This is a genomic window from Yersinia sp. LJYL362, assembly GCF_048323875.1.
This window is the reverse complement of the sequence record NZ_JBLWEX010000293.1, coordinates 1-19,463: the sequence shown is the minus strand read 5'-3', so window position 1 is coordinate 19,463 and position 19,463 is coordinate 1. Positions and strand designations below refer to the sequence as shown.

Genomic DNA, 19,463 nt, shown 5'->3' with positions numbered 1-19,463 from the left:
GTTTATATCCCGCGTTAAAGAATATATTTAAGAACTCAAATCAACCATTGTAGGATTATTCATTTTCAGTGGTACGAAAATTCCTACAAATAAGAATGCGACCAAGATTAACATGGAAGTACAACTGAATTGTTTTAGGAATTATGCCCACAACAAAGTCCTAAAGTCACATGCAAGCAGCAATTCAACGTATTGTTTATGTTGAATATTCATACAAAAACACCTACAGAACCGTTAGCAGGGTTTTAAAGAGCATTGAGCCGAAAACTCTGGCGTGCAATAATTTACCTATTAAACAGGATTTATAAAATATTTATTACAAATTTTCGTCGGCATAATAAATGTAACAGATGAAGATAATTTTTATTATTCCCATGTATATATACGCAATTGATAAAACTGTTGTTTCGTTATCGCTGAATACGTTAAATCCGAACAAGTGAAAATCAACAGATACGATTCGACTGATTAGGCGAAATAAAGCTGACATAACAACTGAGGCAGTAAGTGGATCACAAATTTCTTGATTATTATAATAAAGAACTGACTTTTATGCGCGAAATGGCGCAGGAATTCGCAGATAAGCATCCTAAAATAGCAGGTCGCTTAGGCATGCACGGAATTGAAGTTGCCGACCCCTATGTCGAACGCCTGATCGAGTCATTCTGTTTTCTCTCTGCCAGAACACAAATTAAGCTGGATGCAGAGTTCCCTAAATTTACTCAGCGCTTACTGGATATTGTCTACCCCAATTACAATTCCCCTACCCCGTCAATGGGGGTGATTCAACTCAAGCCAAACCTAAAAGAGGGTGATCTGACTCAGGGCTATAATGTCCCTCGTGGCAGTTCGTTTTTCACCCATATCGCCCCCGGTGAAACGACCCGTTGTGAATTTCGCAGTGGGCAGGATGTTGGATTATGGCCGCTGGAGATAACAGAAGCGCGCCTAAGCTCTATTCCTCCCGACATGCCTAATCTGGAAAAGCACCGTATTGCCTATCATCGGTTAAAGGGTGCCTTGCGCATTAAGCTAAAACTGGTCGGCGACCTACAATTTTCGCAGCTAGCAGGGTTGGATAGACTGCCTATCTATATCAATGGTGACGAGAGGATCGTCTCTCACATCTTTGAACTTCTGCATGCCAGCCACGTTGCCACTATAATCCGCGCAGGGCACGGCGTGACTGCTGAAGATACCGTTATCAGCAATGATGCTCTTGCTTTTGAAGGGTTAAGCCCTGATCAAAGCTTGCTGCCATTGTCATGGAATATTTTCCATGGCCATAACCTGATGCAGGAATACTTCACCTGTCGCCAGCGGTTCTATTTCTTCACCCTGACTCAACTGTCCAAAAGTCTACGCAATAATCACACTAACGAAGCGGAGATTATTATCTTACTGGACCGGCTGCCTCAGGAGCTGGTGAGCCATGTTGCCCCCTCTCGCTTCCTATTAAATTGCACGCCGGTGATTAACCTATTCCAGAAGCGTATGGACAAGATTGAGATTAATCGTGCGCTCAATGACTTTCACGTCGTGCCAGATCGAAGCCGCCCGCTCGATTATGAAGTTTTCTCAATCACGAAGGTCTTTGGCCAACAAGCGGAAACCAGTAAAGAGGTGGTATTCAACCCCCTCTACCAAACCCGCCATTGCGACAATGGTAATTTTGGCCGCTATTTCTCCATTACCCGCAAACCCAGAGCGAGTCAGAACAATAAACGTAAATATGATACCCGTACGCCTTATGCCAGTACCGAGGTCTTTGTTTCGCTGGTTGACCAACAAGAAGCCCCCTACGGCGATAACCTGCGGTATTTATCCATTGAAGCACAGGTGACTAACCGAGACCTGCCACGGTTGATTACCAGTAATGGGAACTTTGAATTAACCATGTCGGATTCAGCTCCGGTACATGGTGCGCACTTTGTATTTCAGCCTAGCCCCCCACGGGCCCCTTTTGCGATAGATGAATCAGCCTGGCGACTCATCCGTCAGCTCAGTTTCAACTATCTGCCGCTCTCTGATATGACCCACGCGAATGGGGGTGAGTCGCTACGTAACATGCTACGCCTGTTTGTTAACACCTCAGATCTTGAATCGAATAATCAAATCGATGCGCTGGTTGGCTGCAAAAGTGAGCCGGTAATCCGACGACTCCCCGGTAACGGTTTACTGGTTTATGGCCGAGGGATCTGTTGCACCTTGACCGTTGACGAAGAAGGGTTCTCCGGCATCAGCCCCTATCTGTTTGGCTTGATCATGGAAAACTATTTAGCACGCCATGCCGCGATTAATGTGTTTACCGAGACTGAACTGCACTCGATGCAAAGAGGACGTGTCGGTCAGTGGAAAGCCCGTCCCGGCCGCCGGGGAGTACTGTAATGCAACCCGACGACAGCATGCAGCAGGAGAACCCCGTCAATCTCGATACCTGGTATCAGCAAGCAGAACCTTGGAATGCCGGTTTTATCAGCATGATGCGTGCTAACGCAGCCCGTACACCTGCGATGCCCGCTCCCGGTAAAGCTATGCTGCCGAAACAGGAAACCTTCCGTATCGGGCAAAGTGCCAATATGGCGTTCTCTCCGCGTGAGATAGCACATGTTGAAATGAAAGACGGGAAGATGGATCTACAGCTTTTTGGGCTGGGTATCTGGGGGCCGCATGGCGCGATGCCGTTGCAAATGACCGAACTGGCCTACACCCGCGCGGAGTTACATGACCACACACTGACCGATTTTGCCGACCTATTTCATCATCGGGCGTTATCACAGCTTTATCGCGCATGGTTTGTCTCTCAGGATACTGCGTCGCTTGACCGGCAACATGATGAGAAATTCTCTTTTTATATCGGTAGTTTAGCCGGTTTAGACCCTGCGGAGTTGGCACAGAGTGCGTTGCCAGTGCATGCCCATCTCGCTTCGTCTGCACATCTTATTCGTGAAGCGCGTAACCCCGAAGGCTTAGTCGGCGCATTGCAATACTACTTTGAAGTGCCGGTTAGCATGGTCGAATACGCCCAACAGTGGATATCTCTGGATAAAAGTGACCAGACGCAATTGGGCGATGGTGCTTCGGCGATGCTGTTAGGGGATGGCGCCATTCTGGGCGATACCGTTTTAGACCGACAGCATAAATTCGAGCTGATACTCGGCCCGCTTAGCCTGCAACAGTATCTGCGCTTTAGCCCGTCTGGACAGGATTTACCGGTATTACGTGAATGGGTTCGTAACTTTGTCGGATTTGAATATGCCTGGGAAGTGCAGTTGCTGTTAACCGCCGATGAGGTCCCCACGGCCACGTTGGAGGGTGCCAGCCAATTGGGATACACCAGTTGGTTAGCCCGGGACGATGTCTCTGCCAACGTACACGGAATGAGTTTTGAACCCGAAATGCACCGTTATTAATCCATCAGCATCACGGCTAAGCCGAGAGTGAAAAATTAGACGACGTCCACCCATGGCGTTAAAAGGAAGAAACATGAGTGTACCCAGTATTGCTGATAGTACCGGTTATTATCACCGCCTGATGCAGCCTATTGCAGGTGATCATCCCTGTGGCCCGAGTCTGGAATATGACTCGGCATTTCTTATGCTGCAAACAAAACTGCAACCCAAGCTGACTGCCGAGTACGGCAACTTTGTTGAAGTCGCTGAGCCCACTAACTGGACCGATACCGAGCGAAAATGCCTTGAGCTACTAGGTAAAGCCCGCGACATTCGGCTACTGATTATTTTGATGCGCTGTCGGATGCGTCAAATTGGCGTAAGTGCCGTGCAGGAAGGGCTGGAAGCCCTACTGTGGTGTCTGAGTGCCTGGCCGGATGAGCTGCATCCACAGTTACTTGATGAAGGCGAATTTGAACCTTTCATGCGGGCCAATGCTTTTGCCGAATTAGACGATATCGATGGTTTTATTGCTGATTTTCGCAACCAGCTATTACCCAAAGCCGCAGGAATGCAAATATCAGTCAAAGAGCTGGAGAAAGCATATTCGTTCCCGCGCGAAGAAGGCGCACTGGAAGAAGCCACTCTGCAAGCTATTGAGCACGATTGGCAGGCCCGTTCCGACAGCGCGATCCTCTCATTGCAGAAAGCTTATGCATTGCTGTTGGAATTAACCACACGTCTTAGCTATTCTCTCGGCGATGTTACCCCTGACTTTGTCAGATTGACTACGGTGTTACGCCACTTTGGTGGAGACGATATGGTCGATATCGCCCCGATCATGGCCTTTGAAACACCTGAATACATTGCGCCAGCCGAGGCCACGGATGCCTACACGATGGCCCCAGAATGGCAGCCTGAGGAAATCGTCACGGCGGTCACCGCCCCGACAGATACTACGGCTCCCACTTATCCACCCGTGCCGCACTTACCCTTGCAATCACCACCGGCGATAGCCGTTGCGGCGCAAGTTCCAGCGGTGCCAAAAGGGATTCAAAATCGGGCGGATGCGCTATCTCGACTCATTGAAGTTCGCCAATGGTTTGCCACTGCCGAGCCTAGCAGCCCGGTCATCGCGCTATTGTCTTTTTCAGAAAAAACTATCGGCAAAAGCTTTGGTGAGTTACTGCAAATCATCCCAGCGGAACTGATTTCTAAACTTGATGCAGGACAGGAGTAGTTAGCCATGACAAGGACGCTTTTTATATTGGCATTCGGCGCGGTTATCGCCGGGCAAGCAAACGCCATCTGTACCATTGATACAGAAAGCAAAGACGGCGGATCTCTGCCATCCACCATGAATATAGCTGGGTTAACGATCACTATTGATGCAGATGCACCCGCCGATACCTCCAAGTTTATTGCCGAGGCGAATTCAGCAACGCAAGGGACCAGAGTGACTTATGTCGATTGCGCCATTGGTAACCCTTACGGCAAAAATGTCGGCACCTTGCTGGGGGCAGATTTGGGCAAGGGATTATTTGCCACCAATATCGACGGCATTGCCATTAAGCCTATGTGGAGTAATGGTGCTGCCTTTGGTACGTTCAATACTAACGGGGCAATGACATTTACCACTGAAATTGGCCGTTGGACTTATCCAGCTAACTCCTATTTCAGAATTGAGTTATATAAGACCAAGGAAACACTCTCCCTGTCCAATACTACGGGTCAGTTGGTTTTGCCGGCGGGCACCGCGGCCTACAACTGGGTGAACAGCAATAGTGAAGCCAACTTCGCACAAAAACTGGTTATTGGCCAAATCACTATTATTAGCACCCCATCCTGTACTTTTGACGGTACAAAAATTGTCGATTTTGGCCTGGTAACCTCAGGCACCTTGAATAATGGAGTCGAGCGCAATCTGGATTTTGATATCACCTGTAAAACTGATTATGGGCAATATTCAGCCACCGCTGCCATTACCACACAAACCCCGACTGCCGATGGGAATTATATCAAGGTTAAAGACAAGGATGGTCAGGATGATCGGATGCGAATAAAAATCAGCGACAGTAGCGGGAAATTACTGGCACCCAATGGCAATGATAAGGAGCAAAAGCTCAATATCGCCAGTGCGACACCGGCTGAATTCAAGTGGAAAGCCACCCTTGAACCGGTATCTGCCACCGCCAAACCCGCTAACGGCAACTTTAGCGCCGCCGCAGAAATTATTTTGCAAGTTAATTAACCCATTAGGGTAACACTGTTAATTTACACGGATTATATATGCAGTCTGTATCTTCTATTTTTGTGAGCATTGCGAGCTATCGGGATTCAGAATTGATCCCGACGCTACATGACATGATAAATACAGCTAAAAGCCCCGAAAATCTCAATATTGCGGTTTTCTGGCAAGATGAAAATGACATGAATACTTTCATTAATCAGGGCATGCGGCTGATAGAAAGTAAAACCCATCTAGGCTACCCATTGCATCAATTGGAATATAACCAAGCACATATATGGGTGTTAACTGTGCATTATTATGAGAGCAAAGGGGCTTGTTGGGCCAGGCATATGGCTGAAGGGCTCTTTCAGGACGAAACCTATTTCTTGCAAATAGACTCTCATTGCCGATTTATTCAACACTGGGATCATGAAATGGTCACGATGTTGAATAGCCTGCGTGACCAAAGCCCTAAGCCAATACTCTCCGCTTATCCCCCAGGCTATGAACCCGGTGATAATGAAAACAGAAAAGATTATGTCAGCCGCCTGATCTTTAATACTTTTACCCCCGAAGGCATGGTGCAAATGATGTCCACGCCTTTTACCGAAAGTGCCCCCGCGCGCTGCGGGTATTTAGCGGCTGGCTTCATATTCGCTGATGGCTGTTTTGTCCGTGAAGTCGCCAACGACCCGGACATCTTCTTTATGGGGGAAGAAATTGCCATGGCTGCCCGTGCTTTTACACATGGCTATGATTGTTACGCTCCGCACAAAATCCTGCTGTGGCACTTCTATACCCGAAGCGAGCACCATAAGGTTTGGTCCGATCACAATAATGAAGCCAAAAAATCTGGCGCGGTGGAACTTGCCTGGTGGGAGCGGGACAAAATCGCTAAAAGCCGGGTCCGTACTCTTCTGGGCACTGAACAAGGCAACGTTGAACCTGGCTGCTATACATTGGGTTCACAACGCACTTTACAAGAATTCGAATATCGCCTCGGGGTTAATTTTAGCAAGCGAGCCGTACATCCGGATGTCGTCGGTGCCAGCAAAGTAAGCTATTTCACTGATCTCCCGACGTCCCACGGGCAGTGGCTAGAATCCTTAATTCTGGTCAATAAAAAAACACTAAAAATAGAAAAGCACGAAGCCGATTTCACCCGTGAAGATGTGGAGTGGTGGCACATAGGTGTTTATAACGCGCAAAACGCTCAAGTTATGGCTGAACATGTTGATATCAGCAATATGAAGAAAATCATTACCAAAACCGATGACTCTCTCTTTGAGTTAAAACTGGCCTTTAATACCGAAACAGATTCAAACCCATGCTCTGTCAGAATATGTCCTTATATTCGTTTGCAGGGTTGGGGTGATGTTGTGGAGAAACCCTGGTGAAAAGCGAAGACATTTTCAAACAAATTTTAAGCATCGACGCCTTATTATCTTTTAATGGCATTATTCCGTCGTTATCCGGCTTCCAGCGAAAACTGATTGCGCAAATCGAAGCATTTTGCCTCACATTGAAATCAGAACAACATCCCCCGATCGAAGTAGACAGGTTATGTCATCAGCTTTGCCATTATTTGGATAAACGCACTGAAAATACAATTAAAGATAAGGGGTTAAGTTGGGATGGCTATTTATTATTAGATTATTTCTATGGTTACAGTGCGCCAGCTCCTGCTGATAGTATCAGCCTCGAAGCGTTATTAAACAGCGATGACGAAATCATCTGTCAATATGCGCTTAAAATACTTGCCCTCTCGCGTAATTTGCCCATCCGTGATGTGAAATCACAGCAATTACTTGCGCAATATGGCCATAAGTTACTCCCCCCCAATAGGGTTATGGATAACGATGATTTTCACGTGGAATCAGAACAGGAAGAAGAAGCAGGCCACAATGAGGAGCCGCTCAAAATAGAACAAGCCGCTGAGCCACGTCGAATTTGGCGATCGTTAGGCTTACCTCTCTTTGCTGCCCTGTTATCGCTCGGTGCGTTTTGGTTTTGGTGCTCTCGTTATTTAGGTGATCTGTCTTAAATGTTTAAGCTCAAATTAAATAATTCGCTATTGCTACTCTGGTTGGCAACCAGTGGCGCATTAATAGCAAGTCTGGCTTGGTATGAAAATACCTTATGGAATAATGCCATTTTCATTACTTTTCTCGCGCTACTGGTGCTCACAGTATGGCAGCATTACACCCTTAAACCAGAGCCCTCTCAGCCAGAACCACAACAGCCCCCTACACCGGCGGTTTCAGAAACAGCGCATCAGGGGAATACTGTCATTTTGATTCTTGGCCCCTATGCAGCCAAGTGGTTTAGTCATCCAGGGGCGACTGATAATACGCGTTTTTCCAGCCAGGCTATTTGGATCTTAATTCCTGACCCGGAAACATTGCAAAAAAGGCTTAAACATATTGCGGCACATCACCCGTCTGCACAGGTAATGGCCTTTTTCCCCTTCTTGCCAGATGTTTATGAAAATACATCAATTATCATTTCGCAACTGACAAAATGGCAGAACAGCTTTTCAGCATTATCCCTGCAATCTCCCCTCTTCTGTGTGTTTGCTATCTACATGCAGTTAAGTGAGGAACGTCTTAGCCATAATCCTGACAATGCATATTGGACTGGGAATATTAATCTCGCCAATAAAAAAGAGATCGATATTACTGCTGCTTTCCAGGCATTGAGCCAAAAACTGGAGTCGCAAGATACTAGCAGTACTGCGTTTTCTTCCCAGCGTCACGCGATTGCGCATAATCTGTTTATTTGGTTAAACGAATCTGGCGTGACAAATGCCTTAAAAAACCTCTTTTCCCACACATCATTACAGCTGACTGATGTAATTTTGTCCGATAACGGTAAAGGGTTTATCAAGCATGGCGCCTGGTCGGTATGGTTGGAAAAAACCTTGGGGATTTTACCTGGTTTGGCCTCATCCCTATCACGACCACCTTTCCCGGACGTCATTAACTGGCGAAAACCGCAGATAGCCCCAGTGGTGAAATCGACCGTTATTGAAAGCCCAACACCGCCAAAATGGTTATGGAGCCTGGGTTTTGCCACGGTACTATTAGCAATACACATAGCCTATTCTTTATCACAAGAAAAAGCTCGCCATGAGCAATTTAACCAACAGATGGCCACTTTAGGCAATATGGCCGATATATCCATGCAACATATTACGGATAATATTGCGATGTTAACTGATAAGGCTAAAATATATTCTAACTGCTTGAATATAGTAGACCTATCACATTGGGGGCTATCTCAATGCGCCCCGATATTGAATAAAATAAACCACAAAATTGAAAGTTATCAAGCTATCCCCGTGTTTAGTTCTACCCAAATGGCACCGATGTTTGATTCAAATAGCACAAAACTGAAACCCAATGCTCAAACAAATGAGACTCTGACATCCTTGTTACTCCTGGTAGAACAGAATCAAGGCAGAAAAGTTCTTATTATCGGCCATTCGGACAATACCGGTAGTGCTTCATTCAATATGACCATTTCCGAACAACGCGCAGTTGTCGTTCGAGACTGGTTAATCAAAAACAGTACTCTTTCAAGAGAAGATTTCATTATCCGGGGAATGGGAGCATTAGAACCGGTCGCGTCAAATGACACACCAGCAGGACAAGATCAAAATCGGCGCGTTGAAGTGCTGTTATTACCAATACATGACAAGAATGCGGAAGCTTAAAATCCTATGAATGCTATTTCTTCTACTTATTCTATTTTTGAGGGCACCTTTCTGACAACCGCCCCGGTTCTGGATCAGTCAGTGAACATTTTAATGTTCAGAGATCCTGATAACCACGAATATACCATCATTATTAACCGTGCTTTATTAGATGAAGAACAAACACCTGAAGATTTTTGTGAAAAAGAGATGGAATCGTTGCGCAATAAATTGCCTGGATTTCAAATTGAAGGAAAATTACTCAAACATGAGCTTGGTCCGGCGAAATTGCCCGTAGTACAAGTGGCAAACAATTTTCTGCAAGATGGGGAGGTCACTCGCCAAGTGCAATCTATTGTATTGCTCCCGCATCATGCCATCTCAAATCCAGCTAATCGTGTAGTACTTATCTTCACCTTGACGGCTTCCGGAAATGAATTTACGGAACATCAACGTAAGCATTACGTACAGATTATTAATAGCTTCAACCCCAAAGTGGCATCAGTTCGTTAATATCAGCCAACAATCACTTCACGCAATATTATCCAATATCGCGTGAAGTGATAATTTCACCAAGATGGGGTTGGTAGAGTCAGTTTATAGAAAAATGCGATATATCTTTGCGGGAAATAAACAGTAAATCAGATACAAATAAAAACAGTTTCTTTATTGCTATAATTTTTAATATGTGATGCATAGTTATAAAACTCTAATCGGTTTAGCACACCCAGTTTTCTTATCGCATTTCTCCGATGGGTTAACACTGTCTTTTTAGAACGCTCAAGTATATTTGAAATATCTGTAATCGTGTAACCCTGCCCTGTCAACTCCACCACTCGACTTTCAGTGATAGAGAGTTGGATATAATTTTTAAGCCCTAACCGCCGGAATATATCACTATTCATCATATTGCAGTGACTGAGGCGTGCAATGGCCAAAATTTTCTTGATTTTAGAGATGGTGTCATAAATATCGAGTTGACTGCTGTTAAAGGGAATGTTGACTGTCATCATCGGAGTATGACTACTATTGGTACACTTCCCGATATATCCACTCTCTTGGTATATATTGACAATCACCATAAAATCTTTAAATATGACATTGGCCAGGTGTATCGATTTTTTTTCACACGGATTAAGGAGTAAATAATCCTCAACGCCCTCTTTATTAAAAACTTTCTGGAGTAGAGAATGCAAACCTAACTCATAGAAAGCATTTTGGGTTGTAATCGCTACACTTAACATTTTAAACGTTCCTTATTTTTACTTACTATCCTTAGTCAGCATTCGCTGAACGAATTTTGAATAGTAATGATGACTTCAAATAGTCATCAGTAGAATTTTATCTTTGCGATTGTCACTCTTTCACTGAAAAATTCAGTAATGTGATAAGTGAAAAGTTAAAACCCGAGAGATAGAACTAACGTTACTCAAAATTCGATAATTGAGGGAAGTACATATATCTTAAAGATATCCTAAATTTAAAATATTTATTTCACTTATCAACATAAAACCCTCACCTATGAACAATGCAGATTATCAAATATGACCTCGAACATTGAAAATCCAATATGGCAATTAAACAACACTAAGAAGTAAAAGTATATGGGAATACCGCCACCAACCTTGTCGGATTTTTCTTATACCCATTGTATAATTTCTTTATCATAAAAGGTAACTTGCATATGTCTCCATACGCGGCTGTTGACTCAAACTCGTTGACCGCCTTGTTATATTCCCTTTAGTGATAACAGATTACCTTGACTTAAGGCCAAGGCTGATAATATTGATACTATCAAGTACATGAGTATTTCTTCAATTCTACTGTTGTCCGTATCCCTATCAATTACATGGATAACCGATGAAGATTTTTTATAAGCCTGGCAAATGAAGCAGAAATCAAATAAGTATCCATATTTATAGTGGTGTATCACTCACAATAAATAACTTTAGTTATTATATCCATCGCAACTGTGCACAGCATGCTGATTCGTCACGACCTGGAAACAATACTCACCCTGCCAGCAGGATAAACTATAAATAAAGTATGCTGTATTCCCTTCCGTCATAAAGATAGATATGAAATAAAGTTAATAAATTGAAGGCTACTTGTCAGTATATCTTGTCACCCCCCACAAAAGATAATCGTTTTGGCAGCTTGGAGATATCAGATTGAACGGTTATACCAATCAAGTTTATTTATGCAGTACAAATATTATCTGTATAAATAGCGGTTCAAGTGGATAGATATAAAGTCAATAAAAAGCAGATATGGGATGTGAAAGAATAAAATCCCAAATAAAATCATATAACCAGGAGTCGGAGGGTCTCCCCTCCTTCTTCCAAACTAATATAGCGATAACAAGGAATTATCTATAGAACCTGAAGGCTCTAACAGCGTAGATACTGTTATCAATGCGATAACTGACGTTCTTTCATCTCAGTGGGTACATGTTTATATTGAAAAACAAAGATGAAAATCACCAATAAAATAAGTGTATAAGCAGCAAAGGAGAGCCAAATACTATTCCAGTCTTTTACGCCATTCACAGTAAAATAATCGACAACATGCCCACTGGCGATAGCACCAACATATGCACCAATACCGTTAACCATTGTCATAAACAGCCCTTGCGCGCTGCCCCTAAATATCCGTGTTTAATATTGTGGATAATAGGGGACTAAATAGAGCTTTTATAATGTTTTGACGATCAGATTTTCGCTTTACTTTTCAGGAAAGCCTCAATCAGTTTAGTGAAATTAACTGATGCCAATTTGGCACATTTTAACGTTTGTTCGTGTGACAGAACTACGTCGGACAACCCTTCTGCCAGGTTTGTAATAGCCGTTAGCGCGATGACTTTTAAACCACAATGCGCCGCAGAGAGAACTTCGGGTACCACTGACATGCCAACGACATCACCACCGATGATTTGCATCATGCGAATTTCAGCCGGCGTTTCAAAACACGGCCCCGGATATGAAACAAACACGCCTTCAGTCAGTGGAATATCAAGCTGGTGGGCAATATTCGCCATATCAGCGCGCAGCTCTTTATCATAGGCATTCGCCAGGCTAAAGAAACGCGGGCCAAAACGGTCATCATTAGGCCCAACCAACGGTGTTCCCGGCATGGTATTAATATGATCTTTAAGCATGACCACTGACCCCGGTAATACTTCTGGGCGTAATGAACCGGCGGCGTTCGTACAGAATAAGAACTCGCATCCCATCAGTTTAAAGGTGCGTACCGGATTGGTCATAATGCTCATGCCTTTGCCTTCATAGAAATGGCCCCGGCCTTTCATGCACATGACAGGGACACCAAACAGATCACCTAACACCAATTCACCGGCATGACCGTGAACTGAACTGACAGGAAAACCAGGAATATCGGCATAACTAATAGTGGTGTCGTTCGTAATTTGTTCGACCAAGCCGCCCAAGCCTGAACCTAAAATAAACGCTACCTGAGGTTTAAATCCAGGTTTTATTTTCTGAATAACCTCAACGGCCTGAAATGGTAATTCACTAAAATCGATATTAATATTTGAATTTGTGGTTGTCATAATAAAACCCCTTAGTTATTTTAATATTTATCAAATAAACTGGTTATCAGACAAACCAGCAAGATAATAAATAGGTAGAGAGACAGGTAATCTTCCCCATCATATGTAGCGGGTTATGACACAACCAATACTAAAATCTTGCTTATCCATACTGAAATGGTAATGGTTCGAGGTGTGTTTCCACGTAATTATCGTCGATCACAGAGGATAATAGGTAAACACATGACCACCAAAATAGTGAAAGCACATCTACAAATGTTGGGGTTTACCACCCTTCTTGGCGGTTCATTTATCGCCAGCGCCACCATTAGCAACTCATTGCCGCCGATGGTTATCACCTGGTTAAGGTACAGTATTGCCAGTCTGCTGTTCATTATCTTGCTGATAGGTCAGGGTTTACTCAAATTACCCCGTGGTCGGGATTTAGGCCGCTACACCTTAATGAGTCTGCCGCCACTGCTCTACTTCGGTTGCATGATCTTTTCACTGCAAACCACCAGTGCACTAAATTAAAGTGCGTTATACACCACAGTCCCCTTATTAAGCATGATAATGAGTATGCTATTTCTCAACACGAGATCAACATGGCCGGTGATGACGGCGTTATTGATGGGTATTTTTGGCGCGTTATTTATTATTTTTAAAGGCGACATCTCTCAACTTTTACAATTATCGCTGATACCGTCTGATTATTTGTTCCTGTTTGGCTGTTTAGGTATGGCACTCAATCCTATCGTGGTGAAAAAACTACATCGGGGTGAATAAGCACTGGTTTTAAACGGTTGGAGTTTAATTTGTGCAACGTTGTTGCTAACTGCGGTCGTCGCCTATCAATTACCTGACATTGCATGGCGTAATATTAGTCTTACTACCTGGAGTGGTGTTTTTTACCTTGCCACTTTCGCTACGGCATTAAGTTTCTTTTTATTCCAAAAAGCCTGTATTGTCCTGTCTCCGGCCAAAGTCTCGAGTTATGTGTACCTGATCCCGCTGTCAGTTATTGCCACTAATGCGATATTAGGACAGACAATAAATTGGCAGGAGATCACCGCTGGATCCGCTTTAGTGATTATCTCGATGGCTATTTTGGTCAAGGCTAAATGAAATAGGCCGGTATCGTATTTAAAATAACTCAAGCAGCCGGTCCAGTGCCGGAGTGGTTCTGCCGGGGTGATAAACGGCAAATAGGTCCGCGGAGAGATGTTCTTCCAGTGGGATAAACTTAATATTTGGCCAAGGAATTTCCTGCATGCTTTCGGGCACCAGCGCAATACCCAGATTACTGTTTACAAATGCCAGTTGGGTTTGTGGTTCATCAAATTGATAAATAGTCAGCGGCCTTACAGCCTGCATTGAGGCAGCTATTATATAAATTTTTAGAATAGCCAGAATGGGTAAAAGTGAGGAATATCAGATTTTGGCCGGAGAGATCTTTTAAAGTGAGTCTCTCTTTATCCGCTAATACACTCTCATGGGATACGGCGACCGCGACCCGCTGTTTTTCAACCCGCTGATAGGTCAGCGCCGGGTTTTGCTCCAAATCAGCACAGCGCCAGAAGCCAATATCAAGCTTCTTACTTAATAGCGCTTCATATTGTTTACTCGGTGGAAACTCATGCAATGACCAGGTGGTATTCGGGTTAAGCATCTTAAAGTGTTTGAATTTCTCTAATAACTGATGCCAAAGCGCTGAACCAATTATGCCAATATTGAGGTGATTTTGTTCATGTCGGGCAATATAAGAGACGCGGCTTAGTGAGTTTTCGATATTCTCAAATACTTCCTTCATTTCAGCCCGCATCATTTCACCCGCCAGAGTTAACACCACGTTGCGGCTGTCTCGTATAAACAGCGGGAAGCCCAAAGCATCTTCTAACTCTTTAATTTGCAAGCTTAATGGGGGTTGAGAGATATGCAGGCGTTCCGCTGCTTTGCCAAAGTGCAATTCTTCTGAAACGGCTAAAAAATAACGGATCATTTTCAAATTAATACGGCCGGAAAAAAGAAGTTTCTGCATGCACTCTATCCAATTATTTTACTGCTTAACCTGAATTATGTTTTTGATAATAACATCATCTGACCATCCCATGACTACCCCCCCGAACAATTAAAAACTATTGGATTGTCAGGTAGATGTAGCTAACACCCCTGCAATTTCAAGAACGAAGAGAAACACCCCAAAGTCATTGGAATTGCAGGTAGGCAGCAAGAGAATGAATCCCGATGAGCTTACTGAAGTAAGTGATTCGGGTAAGTGAACGTCGCTAACACCCCTGCAATTTCAAGGACGAAGGGGCGCTGGCAACTCTATATTGCTTTCGGTTAACAACCCCATATTGTTATACATCGCACAGGCCGCATCCACTAAGTGCATGGCTAACGCCGCACCGCTGCCCTCGCCTAGCCGCATCCCCATCTGCAAATAAGGTTCCAGTTGCAAATGGTTCAGTGCGATAACCGCGCCTTTTTCTGCTGATAGATGAGATGGAATCAGGTAATCACGCACCTTGGGTTCGATACGGCAAGCCGCCAGAGCAGAGGCATAAGAGAGAAAACCATCCAACACCACCGGTAAACCCGCAGCGGCAGCCCCTAACATCACCCCAGTCATACCCACCAGATCAAAACCACCCACTTTCGCCAATACATCAATACCATCACTGGCATCCGGTTGATTAGTTTCAATCGCACGCCGCACCACTGCAACTTTATGATGTAATTGCTCGCTGGGGAAGTTAGCGCCAATCCCTACCACTAATTGCGGGTCGCTGTCGGTAAACACACTGACCATCGCCGCGGCGGGGGTGGTATTCGCCATACCCAGCTCACCCACGCCAAACACTTTTACGCCGTCTTTGGCCTGTTGCAGTGTCAGTCTCACGCTGGCAACCAGTAAATCTTCGGCTTGTTGGCGAGTCATGGCCGCACCACGGGCAATATTGCCGCTGCCGCGGGCCACTTTCATATCCACTACGCCTGGCAGCGTGTCGCTATCAATCCCCACATCCACTATCTTGACTTCAGCTCCAGCGTTGGCCGCCAACACACAAACACCGGTGACACCTTTGACCATATTCAGTGCTTGAACCCTAGTCACAACACGAGGTGAGATAGCCACACCTTCGTCATAAACACCGTGATCAGCCGCCATGACAATGATTTGTTTGCGGTCGACTTGGTGAGCATACAAACCACGCATTCCTGCCAATTGGAGCGCCAACTGCTCCAAACGCCCCAGGCTGCCCTGTGGTTTTAACAAACCATCCAGCCGTGTTTTAGCTTTGGCCATCGCTTGGCTATCCAGCGGAGTAATGGTGCGCAGAATTGATGAAAGTATTTGCATCTATTTAACCTCGTGGTGCAGGCTGCCAGACAGCCCGGCTGTTGAACGCACGCAACGTGACAAATCCATCATGGATCTCCAACACGCTGTATGCCCCCTGCTCAAAATGAAAATGCCACATAGCGGCGGCTGGCATCGCCAGTAAACGCGCTAACATCAGACTTAACACCCCCTGATGGGCAACCAGTAGCTGATTATTATTGTGACTGTTTGTTTCGTGACTGTTGGTTGAAAGCAGTGACTGAACGACGCTTTCAACGCGGTCTGAAAACTGCAAAAAAGACTCCCCACCGGTGGGGCTAGCCTGTTGCCAGTCTGCCACCCATGCCGCCCATGCTTGTGAGTCTTCACGTTGTAAATCATGGTGATGTCGCATTTCCCACTCACCAAAATTCATTTCATTTAATTGGTCATTAATGCCCGCAGTGAGGGGATGCCCCGCCAGCACGATATCGGCAGTATGCCGCGCACGTAGCAACTGGCTACTGACACCATCAGCAAACGCCACATCCGCCAGCCAACCGGCAACATCACCGGCCTGCTCAACGCCGAGTGGCGTTAACGCTAAATCGGTCAGGCCGCAAAAAACACCGCGCAAATTAGCTTCAGTTTGCCCATGGCGCACCAGAAAAAGTCGCATAGAATGGCTCATCAAAAGTGTTCGAAATCAGGCAGTGTTACAGCAACGCCAGTAGGAATATCAACTCACCCACTTCGGCTGCCGCGCCCAGCGTGTCACCGGTTTGTCCACCCAGACGGCGGCGCAGGTAGGTTGCCAATAATGCCACCACCACCATGCTAATCACTAACGCCAACAGCGCTGCGCCCTGACCCAGTAGCAGGGTTAATATCGCGCCACCGGCCAAGGTGACAAGCGTTTGTTTCCCCGTCACTTTACCGATGTAAATATTGCCTAATCCATTACCTTCTCGCGCATAGCGTTGGCGATACATCAGCAGCACAATCACCGTGCGCCCGGCCACCGAGGCGGCGGTGAGCATCGCGAGCATCGCGAGCATCGATACATCGCGCAGCGCCAACTCACTGACCACCAGCACTTTTGCCACCACGATAAATATCAGCGCCAAACCGCCGTTGGTACCGAGGCGGCTGTCGCGCATGATCTCCAGCATTTGCTCGCGCTTGCGGGCAGAAAACACCCCATCACAGGTATCTGCCAGCCCATCGAGATGAAAAGCACCGGTAACCAGCGCCAACGCCAGGACATATCCCAGCGCAGCCAGTGGCACACCACACCACGGAGCCAACAGAGTGAAAACCACCCCACCGATCCCCCCAACAATCAGGCCGATAAACGGGAAACCGATAATACCGCGCTCGTAGTTATCCATCGCCAGCCCTTGCGTCCAGCGCTCTGGCACCGGAATGCGGGTCATGAACTGCAATGTTGCGAGAAATAGACGCAGGCTCATTTAATCTTAACCTCAATGCCCGAAACCACGAAAAACACCTCGTCAGCTGCCGCGGCCAGGCGCTGGTTGACGCGACCCGCAATGTCACGAAAATGCCGCGCCAGACGATTTTCCGGCACGATCCCCATGCCCAATTCATTGGTCACCAAATAAATGGGCGCACGGCTCACGGCGCATGCGGCCAGCAACTCAGTAATTTGCTGCTGAATGCCCACTTCAAGCCGCACAAAATCCATCTGTTCCGGCGGTGTGTCACCCGCCAGTTCAAACAGCAAATTGGTTATCAGTGTGGTGATGCATTCCAGCATAACGGCTTCACCGGGTTCGACGTGCTGTTCCAGCACGGTGCCGAGATCACGATAGCCCTCCCAAGTGCGCCAATGTGCCGGGCGGCTGGCGCGGTGTAATGCAACCCGCTCTGCCATTTCGGCATCGGTGACTACCGAGGTCGCAATGTAAAACACCCGTTCGGCTGCGTGTGACGCCAAACGCTCGGCCAATGAACTCTTGCCACTGCGCGCCCCTCCCGTAATCAAAATCACTGTGCGCGCTCCTGTTGATGCTGTTTCATCAGTTTGAAAATCCTATCAATATCAATATGCTCGCGCATCTGTGCTGCCAGAATATCGAACTGTTGCTGTTTATGTTCAGCATAATCCACTGTCACACCGTCAAAAGCAGCCAGCCCTTTGCGCTGGCGCAGGCTATCTAATAGCGCACGGGTAAAGTGGTGGCTGTCAAATAGCCCGTGGATATAGCTGCCCAATACGCTACCATCGCCATTGACTGCACCATCCACCCACTGCTCGGCTTGTCCGTTACGTAAAGTCAGGTGCGCAAAAGGTATGGCGTCACTGCCCAGATGAGAGACACCCATATGGATTTCATAACCTTCAAGCGGGTGCTCACGACAGTTTTTTAGTATTCCTGGCAGGCCAATCTGGCAATAGCCGCTCACGCGCGTGGTGACTTTATCTGACGCGAACTCAGTTTCCACATCCAGCAACCCCAAGCCATCCATCTGCTCAAGCCCCGACTCCACGCCATCAATAATGCGTTTCCCCAGCATTTGATAACCGCCGCAAATCCCTATCACCGGCACATTATGTTGATGCTGCTTCAGTATCGCTGCCGCCAACCCGCTGTGGTGCAACCATTGCAAATCACCCAGCGTATTTTTGCTGCCCGGCAGAATAATCAAATCTGGCTGACCCAACGCCGACAACTGCGAGACATAGCACAGGCGTACATCCGGCTGAGCGGCCAGCGCATTAAAATCAGTAAAGTTAGCGATATGAGGTAAGCGGATCACCGCAATATCCAGCGCCTTTTCTGCCGTATCCTGATATTTGCCATTTTGCAGAGCGACACCATCTTCATCTTCTAAATCAATATCCAGCCACGGCATCACCCCCAGCACGGGGACATGGGTCAGGGCTTCAATCTGTTCCAGGCCAGGGGTCAGCAGTGCGATATCGCCACGAAATTTATTGATTATCACCCCTTTGACGCGGGCTTTTTCATGCGGATGCAGCAGCGCCAATGTGCCATAAATCGCGGCAAACACGCCGCCTCGGTCAATGTCCGCCACCAGTAATACCGGCGCGTCTGCCATTTCAGCCATACCCATATTGACGATATCGCGGTCCCGCAGATTAATTTCCGCCGGGCTGCCTGCACCTTCCAGCACCATGACGTCATATTCGCGTGCCAAACTGTGGTAAACCTCGCTGATTTGCTGCTGCAATTGCGGTTTGTACTGATGGTATTCCACCGCATCCATATTGCAGGCAACTTTGCCCA

The 19,463-nt window shown here is 46.2% G+C and carries 15 protein-coding genes and 3 pseudogenes; 9 read left to right on the top strand and 9 right to left on the bottom strand.

From position 1 onward, the window contains the following. Nucleotides 1-507 precede the first annotated feature (507 nt). The 8 genes from tssF to ACNSO8_RS20590 all read left to right on the top strand — a co-directional run bounded on the left by tssF (nt 508) and on the right by ACNSO8_RS20590 (nt 9,829). The gene (gene tssF, locus ACNSO8_RS20625) at nt 508-2,388 is read left to right on the top strand and encodes a type VI secretion system baseplate subunit TssF (protein WP_418395750.1); all 1,881 of its coding nucleotides are present in this window, start codon (nt 508-510) and stop codon (nt 2,386-2,388) included. After that, the gene (gene tssG, locus ACNSO8_RS20620) at nt 2,388-3,413 is read left to right on the top strand and encodes a type VI secretion system baseplate subunit TssG (protein ID WP_418395749.1); all 1,026 of its coding nucleotides are present in this window, start codon (nt 2,388-2,390) and stop codon (nt 3,411-3,413) included. The genes tssF and tssG overlap by 1 nt, the downstream gene beginning before the upstream one ends. A gap of 73 nt (nt 3,414-3,486) precedes the next feature. Further along, the gene (locus ACNSO8_RS20615; RefSeq protein ID WP_418395748.1) at nt 3,487-4,632 is read left to right on the top strand and encodes an ImpA family type VI secretion system protein; all 1,146 of its coding nucleotides are present in this window, start codon (nt 3,487-3,489) and stop codon (nt 4,630-4,632) included. A 6-nt stretch (nt 4,633-4,638) separates the two neighbouring features. After that, complete coding sequence (locus ACNSO8_RS20610; RefSeq protein ID WP_418395747.1) at nt 4,639-5,643, top strand: fimbrial protein; 1,005 nt, start codon at nt 4,639-4,641, stop codon at nt 5,641-5,643. Between the two features lie 38 nt (nt 5,644-5,681). Beyond that, on the top strand, nt 5,682-7,019 hold the full coding sequence (locus ACNSO8_RS20605; RefSeq protein WP_418395746.1) for a GlcNAc-transferase family protein: 1,338 nt from the start codon (nt 5,682-5,684) through the stop codon (nt 7,017-7,019). After that, the gene (locus ACNSO8_RS20600; protein ID WP_418395745.1) at nt 7,016-7,666 is read left to right on the top strand and encodes a hypothetical protein; all 651 of its coding nucleotides are present in this window, start codon (nt 7,016-7,018) and stop codon (nt 7,664-7,666) included. Before ACNSO8_RS20605 ends, ACNSO8_RS20600 begins: the two co-directional genes overlap by 4 nt. Then, a complete protein-coding gene (locus tag ACNSO8_RS20595) occupies nt 7,667-9,337 on the top strand; it encodes an OmpA family protein (RefSeq protein WP_418395744.1) in 1,671 nt (556 codons plus the stop codon). A 6-nt stretch (nt 9,338-9,343) separates the two neighbouring features. Further along, nucleotides 9,344-9,829, top strand: coding sequence for a DcrB-related protein (locus tag ACNSO8_RS20590; RefSeq protein WP_418395743.1), 486 nt, complete (start codon nt 9,344-9,346; stop codon nt 9,827-9,829). A 128-nt stretch (nt 9,830-9,957) separates the two neighbouring features. Here the strand turns inward: ACNSO8_RS20590 and ACNSO8_RS20585 are convergent, their stop codons facing one another. The 3 genes and pseudogenes from ACNSO8_RS20585 to xapA form a co-directional block, all read right to left on the bottom strand. After that, complete coding sequence (locus tag ACNSO8_RS20585) at nt 9,958-10,560, bottom strand: helix-turn-helix transcriptional regulator (protein ID WP_418395742.1); 603 nt, start codon at nt 10,558-10,560, stop codon at nt 9,958-9,960. A gap of 1,167 nt (nt 10,561-11,727) precedes the next feature. Then, a pseudogene (locus tag ACNSO8_RS20580) lies at nt 11,728-11,961 on the bottom strand (MFS transporter); the annotation flags it as partial. 65 nt (nt 11,962-12,026) lie between these two features. Continuing rightward, nucleotides 12,027-12,884: a xanthosine phosphorylase gene (gene xapA / locus ACNSO8_RS20575; RefSeq protein ID WP_418395741.1), complete on the bottom strand. Its 858-nt coding sequence runs from the start codon at nt 12,882-12,884 to the stop codon at nt 12,027-12,029. 255 nt (nt 12,885-13,139) lie between these two features. On the opposite strand from xapA, the pseudogene ACNSO8_RS20570 reads away from it, so the two are divergent. Further along, nucleotides 13,140-13,988: pseudogene (locus ACNSO8_RS20570) on the top strand (DMT family transporter). Between the two features lie 18 nt (nt 13,989-14,006). On the opposite strand, the pseudogene ACNSO8_RS20565 reads toward ACNSO8_RS20570, so the two are convergent. The 6 genes and pseudogenes from ACNSO8_RS20565 to ACNSO8_RS20540 all read right to left on the bottom strand — a co-directional run. Beyond that, nucleotides 14,007-14,901, bottom strand: a pseudogene (locus ACNSO8_RS20565) (LysR family transcriptional regulator). Between the two features lie 264 nt (nt 14,902-15,165). Then, nucleotides 15,166-16,227, bottom strand: coding sequence for a nicotinate-nucleotide--dimethylbenzimidazole phosphoribosyltransferase (gene cobT / locus ACNSO8_RS20560; protein WP_418395740.1), 1,062 nt, complete (start codon nt 16,225-16,227; stop codon nt 15,166-15,168). 4 nt (nt 16,228-16,231) lie between these two features. Beyond that, nucleotides 16,232-16,867 carry an adenosylcobalamin/alpha-ribazole phosphatase gene (locus ACNSO8_RS20555; protein ID WP_418395739.1) on the bottom strand — a complete coding sequence of 212 codons (636 nt, stop codon included), beginning with the start codon at nt 16,865-16,867 and terminating at the stop codon, nt 16,232-16,234. A gap of 37 nt (nt 16,868-16,904) precedes the next feature. Next, nucleotides 16,905-17,660, bottom strand: a complete 756-nt coding sequence (cobS, locus tag ACNSO8_RS20550; protein ID WP_418395738.1) for an adenosylcobinamide-GDP ribazoletransferase — start codon at nt 17,658-17,660, stop codon at nt 16,905-16,907. Further along, nucleotides 17,657-18,202, bottom strand: a complete 546-nt coding sequence (cobU, locus tag ACNSO8_RS20545; RefSeq protein ID WP_418395737.1) for a bifunctional adenosylcobinamide kinase/adenosylcobinamide-phosphate guanylyltransferase — start codon at nt 18,200-18,202, stop codon at nt 17,657-17,659. Before cobU ends, cobS begins: the two co-directional genes overlap by 4 nt. Then, nucleotides 18,199-19,463: cobyric acid synthase (locus tag ACNSO8_RS20540; protein ID WP_418395736.1), on the bottom strand; the 1,265-nt coding region annotated here is incomplete at its 5' end. The genes ACNSO8_RS20540 and cobU, both read right to left, overlap by 4 nt.

Excerpts from the sequence above, each read along its gene's own strand:
- ACNSO8_RS20610 (WP_418395747.1), top strand. The coding sequence starts at position 4,639 with ATGACAAGGACGCTTTTTATATTGGCATTCGGCGCGGTTATCGCCGGG.
- tssG (WP_418395749.1), top strand. The coding sequence starts at position 2,388 with ATGCAACCCGACGACAGCATGCAGCAGGAGAACCCCGTCAATCTCGAT.
- ACNSO8_RS20555 (WP_418395739.1), bottom strand. The coding sequence starts at position 16,867 with ATGCGACTTTTTCTGGTGCGCCATGGGCAAACTGAAGCTAATTTGCGC.
- ACNSO8_RS20595 (WP_418395744.1), top strand. The coding sequence starts at position 7,667 with ATGTTTAAGCTCAAATTAAATAATTCGCTATTGCTACTCTGGTTGGCA.
- ACNSO8_RS20590 (WP_418395743.1), top strand. The coding sequence starts at position 9,344 with ATGAATGCTATTTCTTCTACTTATTCTATTTTTGAGGGCACCTTTCTG.
- ACNSO8_RS20615 (WP_418395748.1), top strand. The coding sequence starts at position 3,487 with ATGAGTGTACCCAGTATTGCTGATAGTACCGGTTATTATCACCGCCTG.
- ACNSO8_RS20605 (WP_418395746.1), top strand. The coding sequence starts at position 5,682 with ATGCAGTCTGTATCTTCTATTTTTGTGAGCATTGCGAGCTATCGGGAT.
- cobS (WP_418395738.1), bottom strand. The coding sequence starts at position 17,660 with ATGAGCCTGCGTCTATTTCTCGCAACATTGCAGTTCATGACCCGCATT.
- xapA (WP_418395741.1), bottom strand. The coding sequence starts at position 12,884 with ATGACAACCACAAATTCAAATATTAATATCGATTTTAGTGAATTACCA.
- cobT (WP_418395740.1), bottom strand. The coding sequence starts at position 16,227 with ATGCAAATACTTTCATCAATTCTGCGCACCATTACTCCGCTGGATAGC.
- ACNSO8_RS20585 (WP_418395742.1), bottom strand. The coding sequence starts at position 10,560 with ATGTTAAGTGTAGCGATTACAACCCAAAATGCTTTCTATGAGTTAGGT.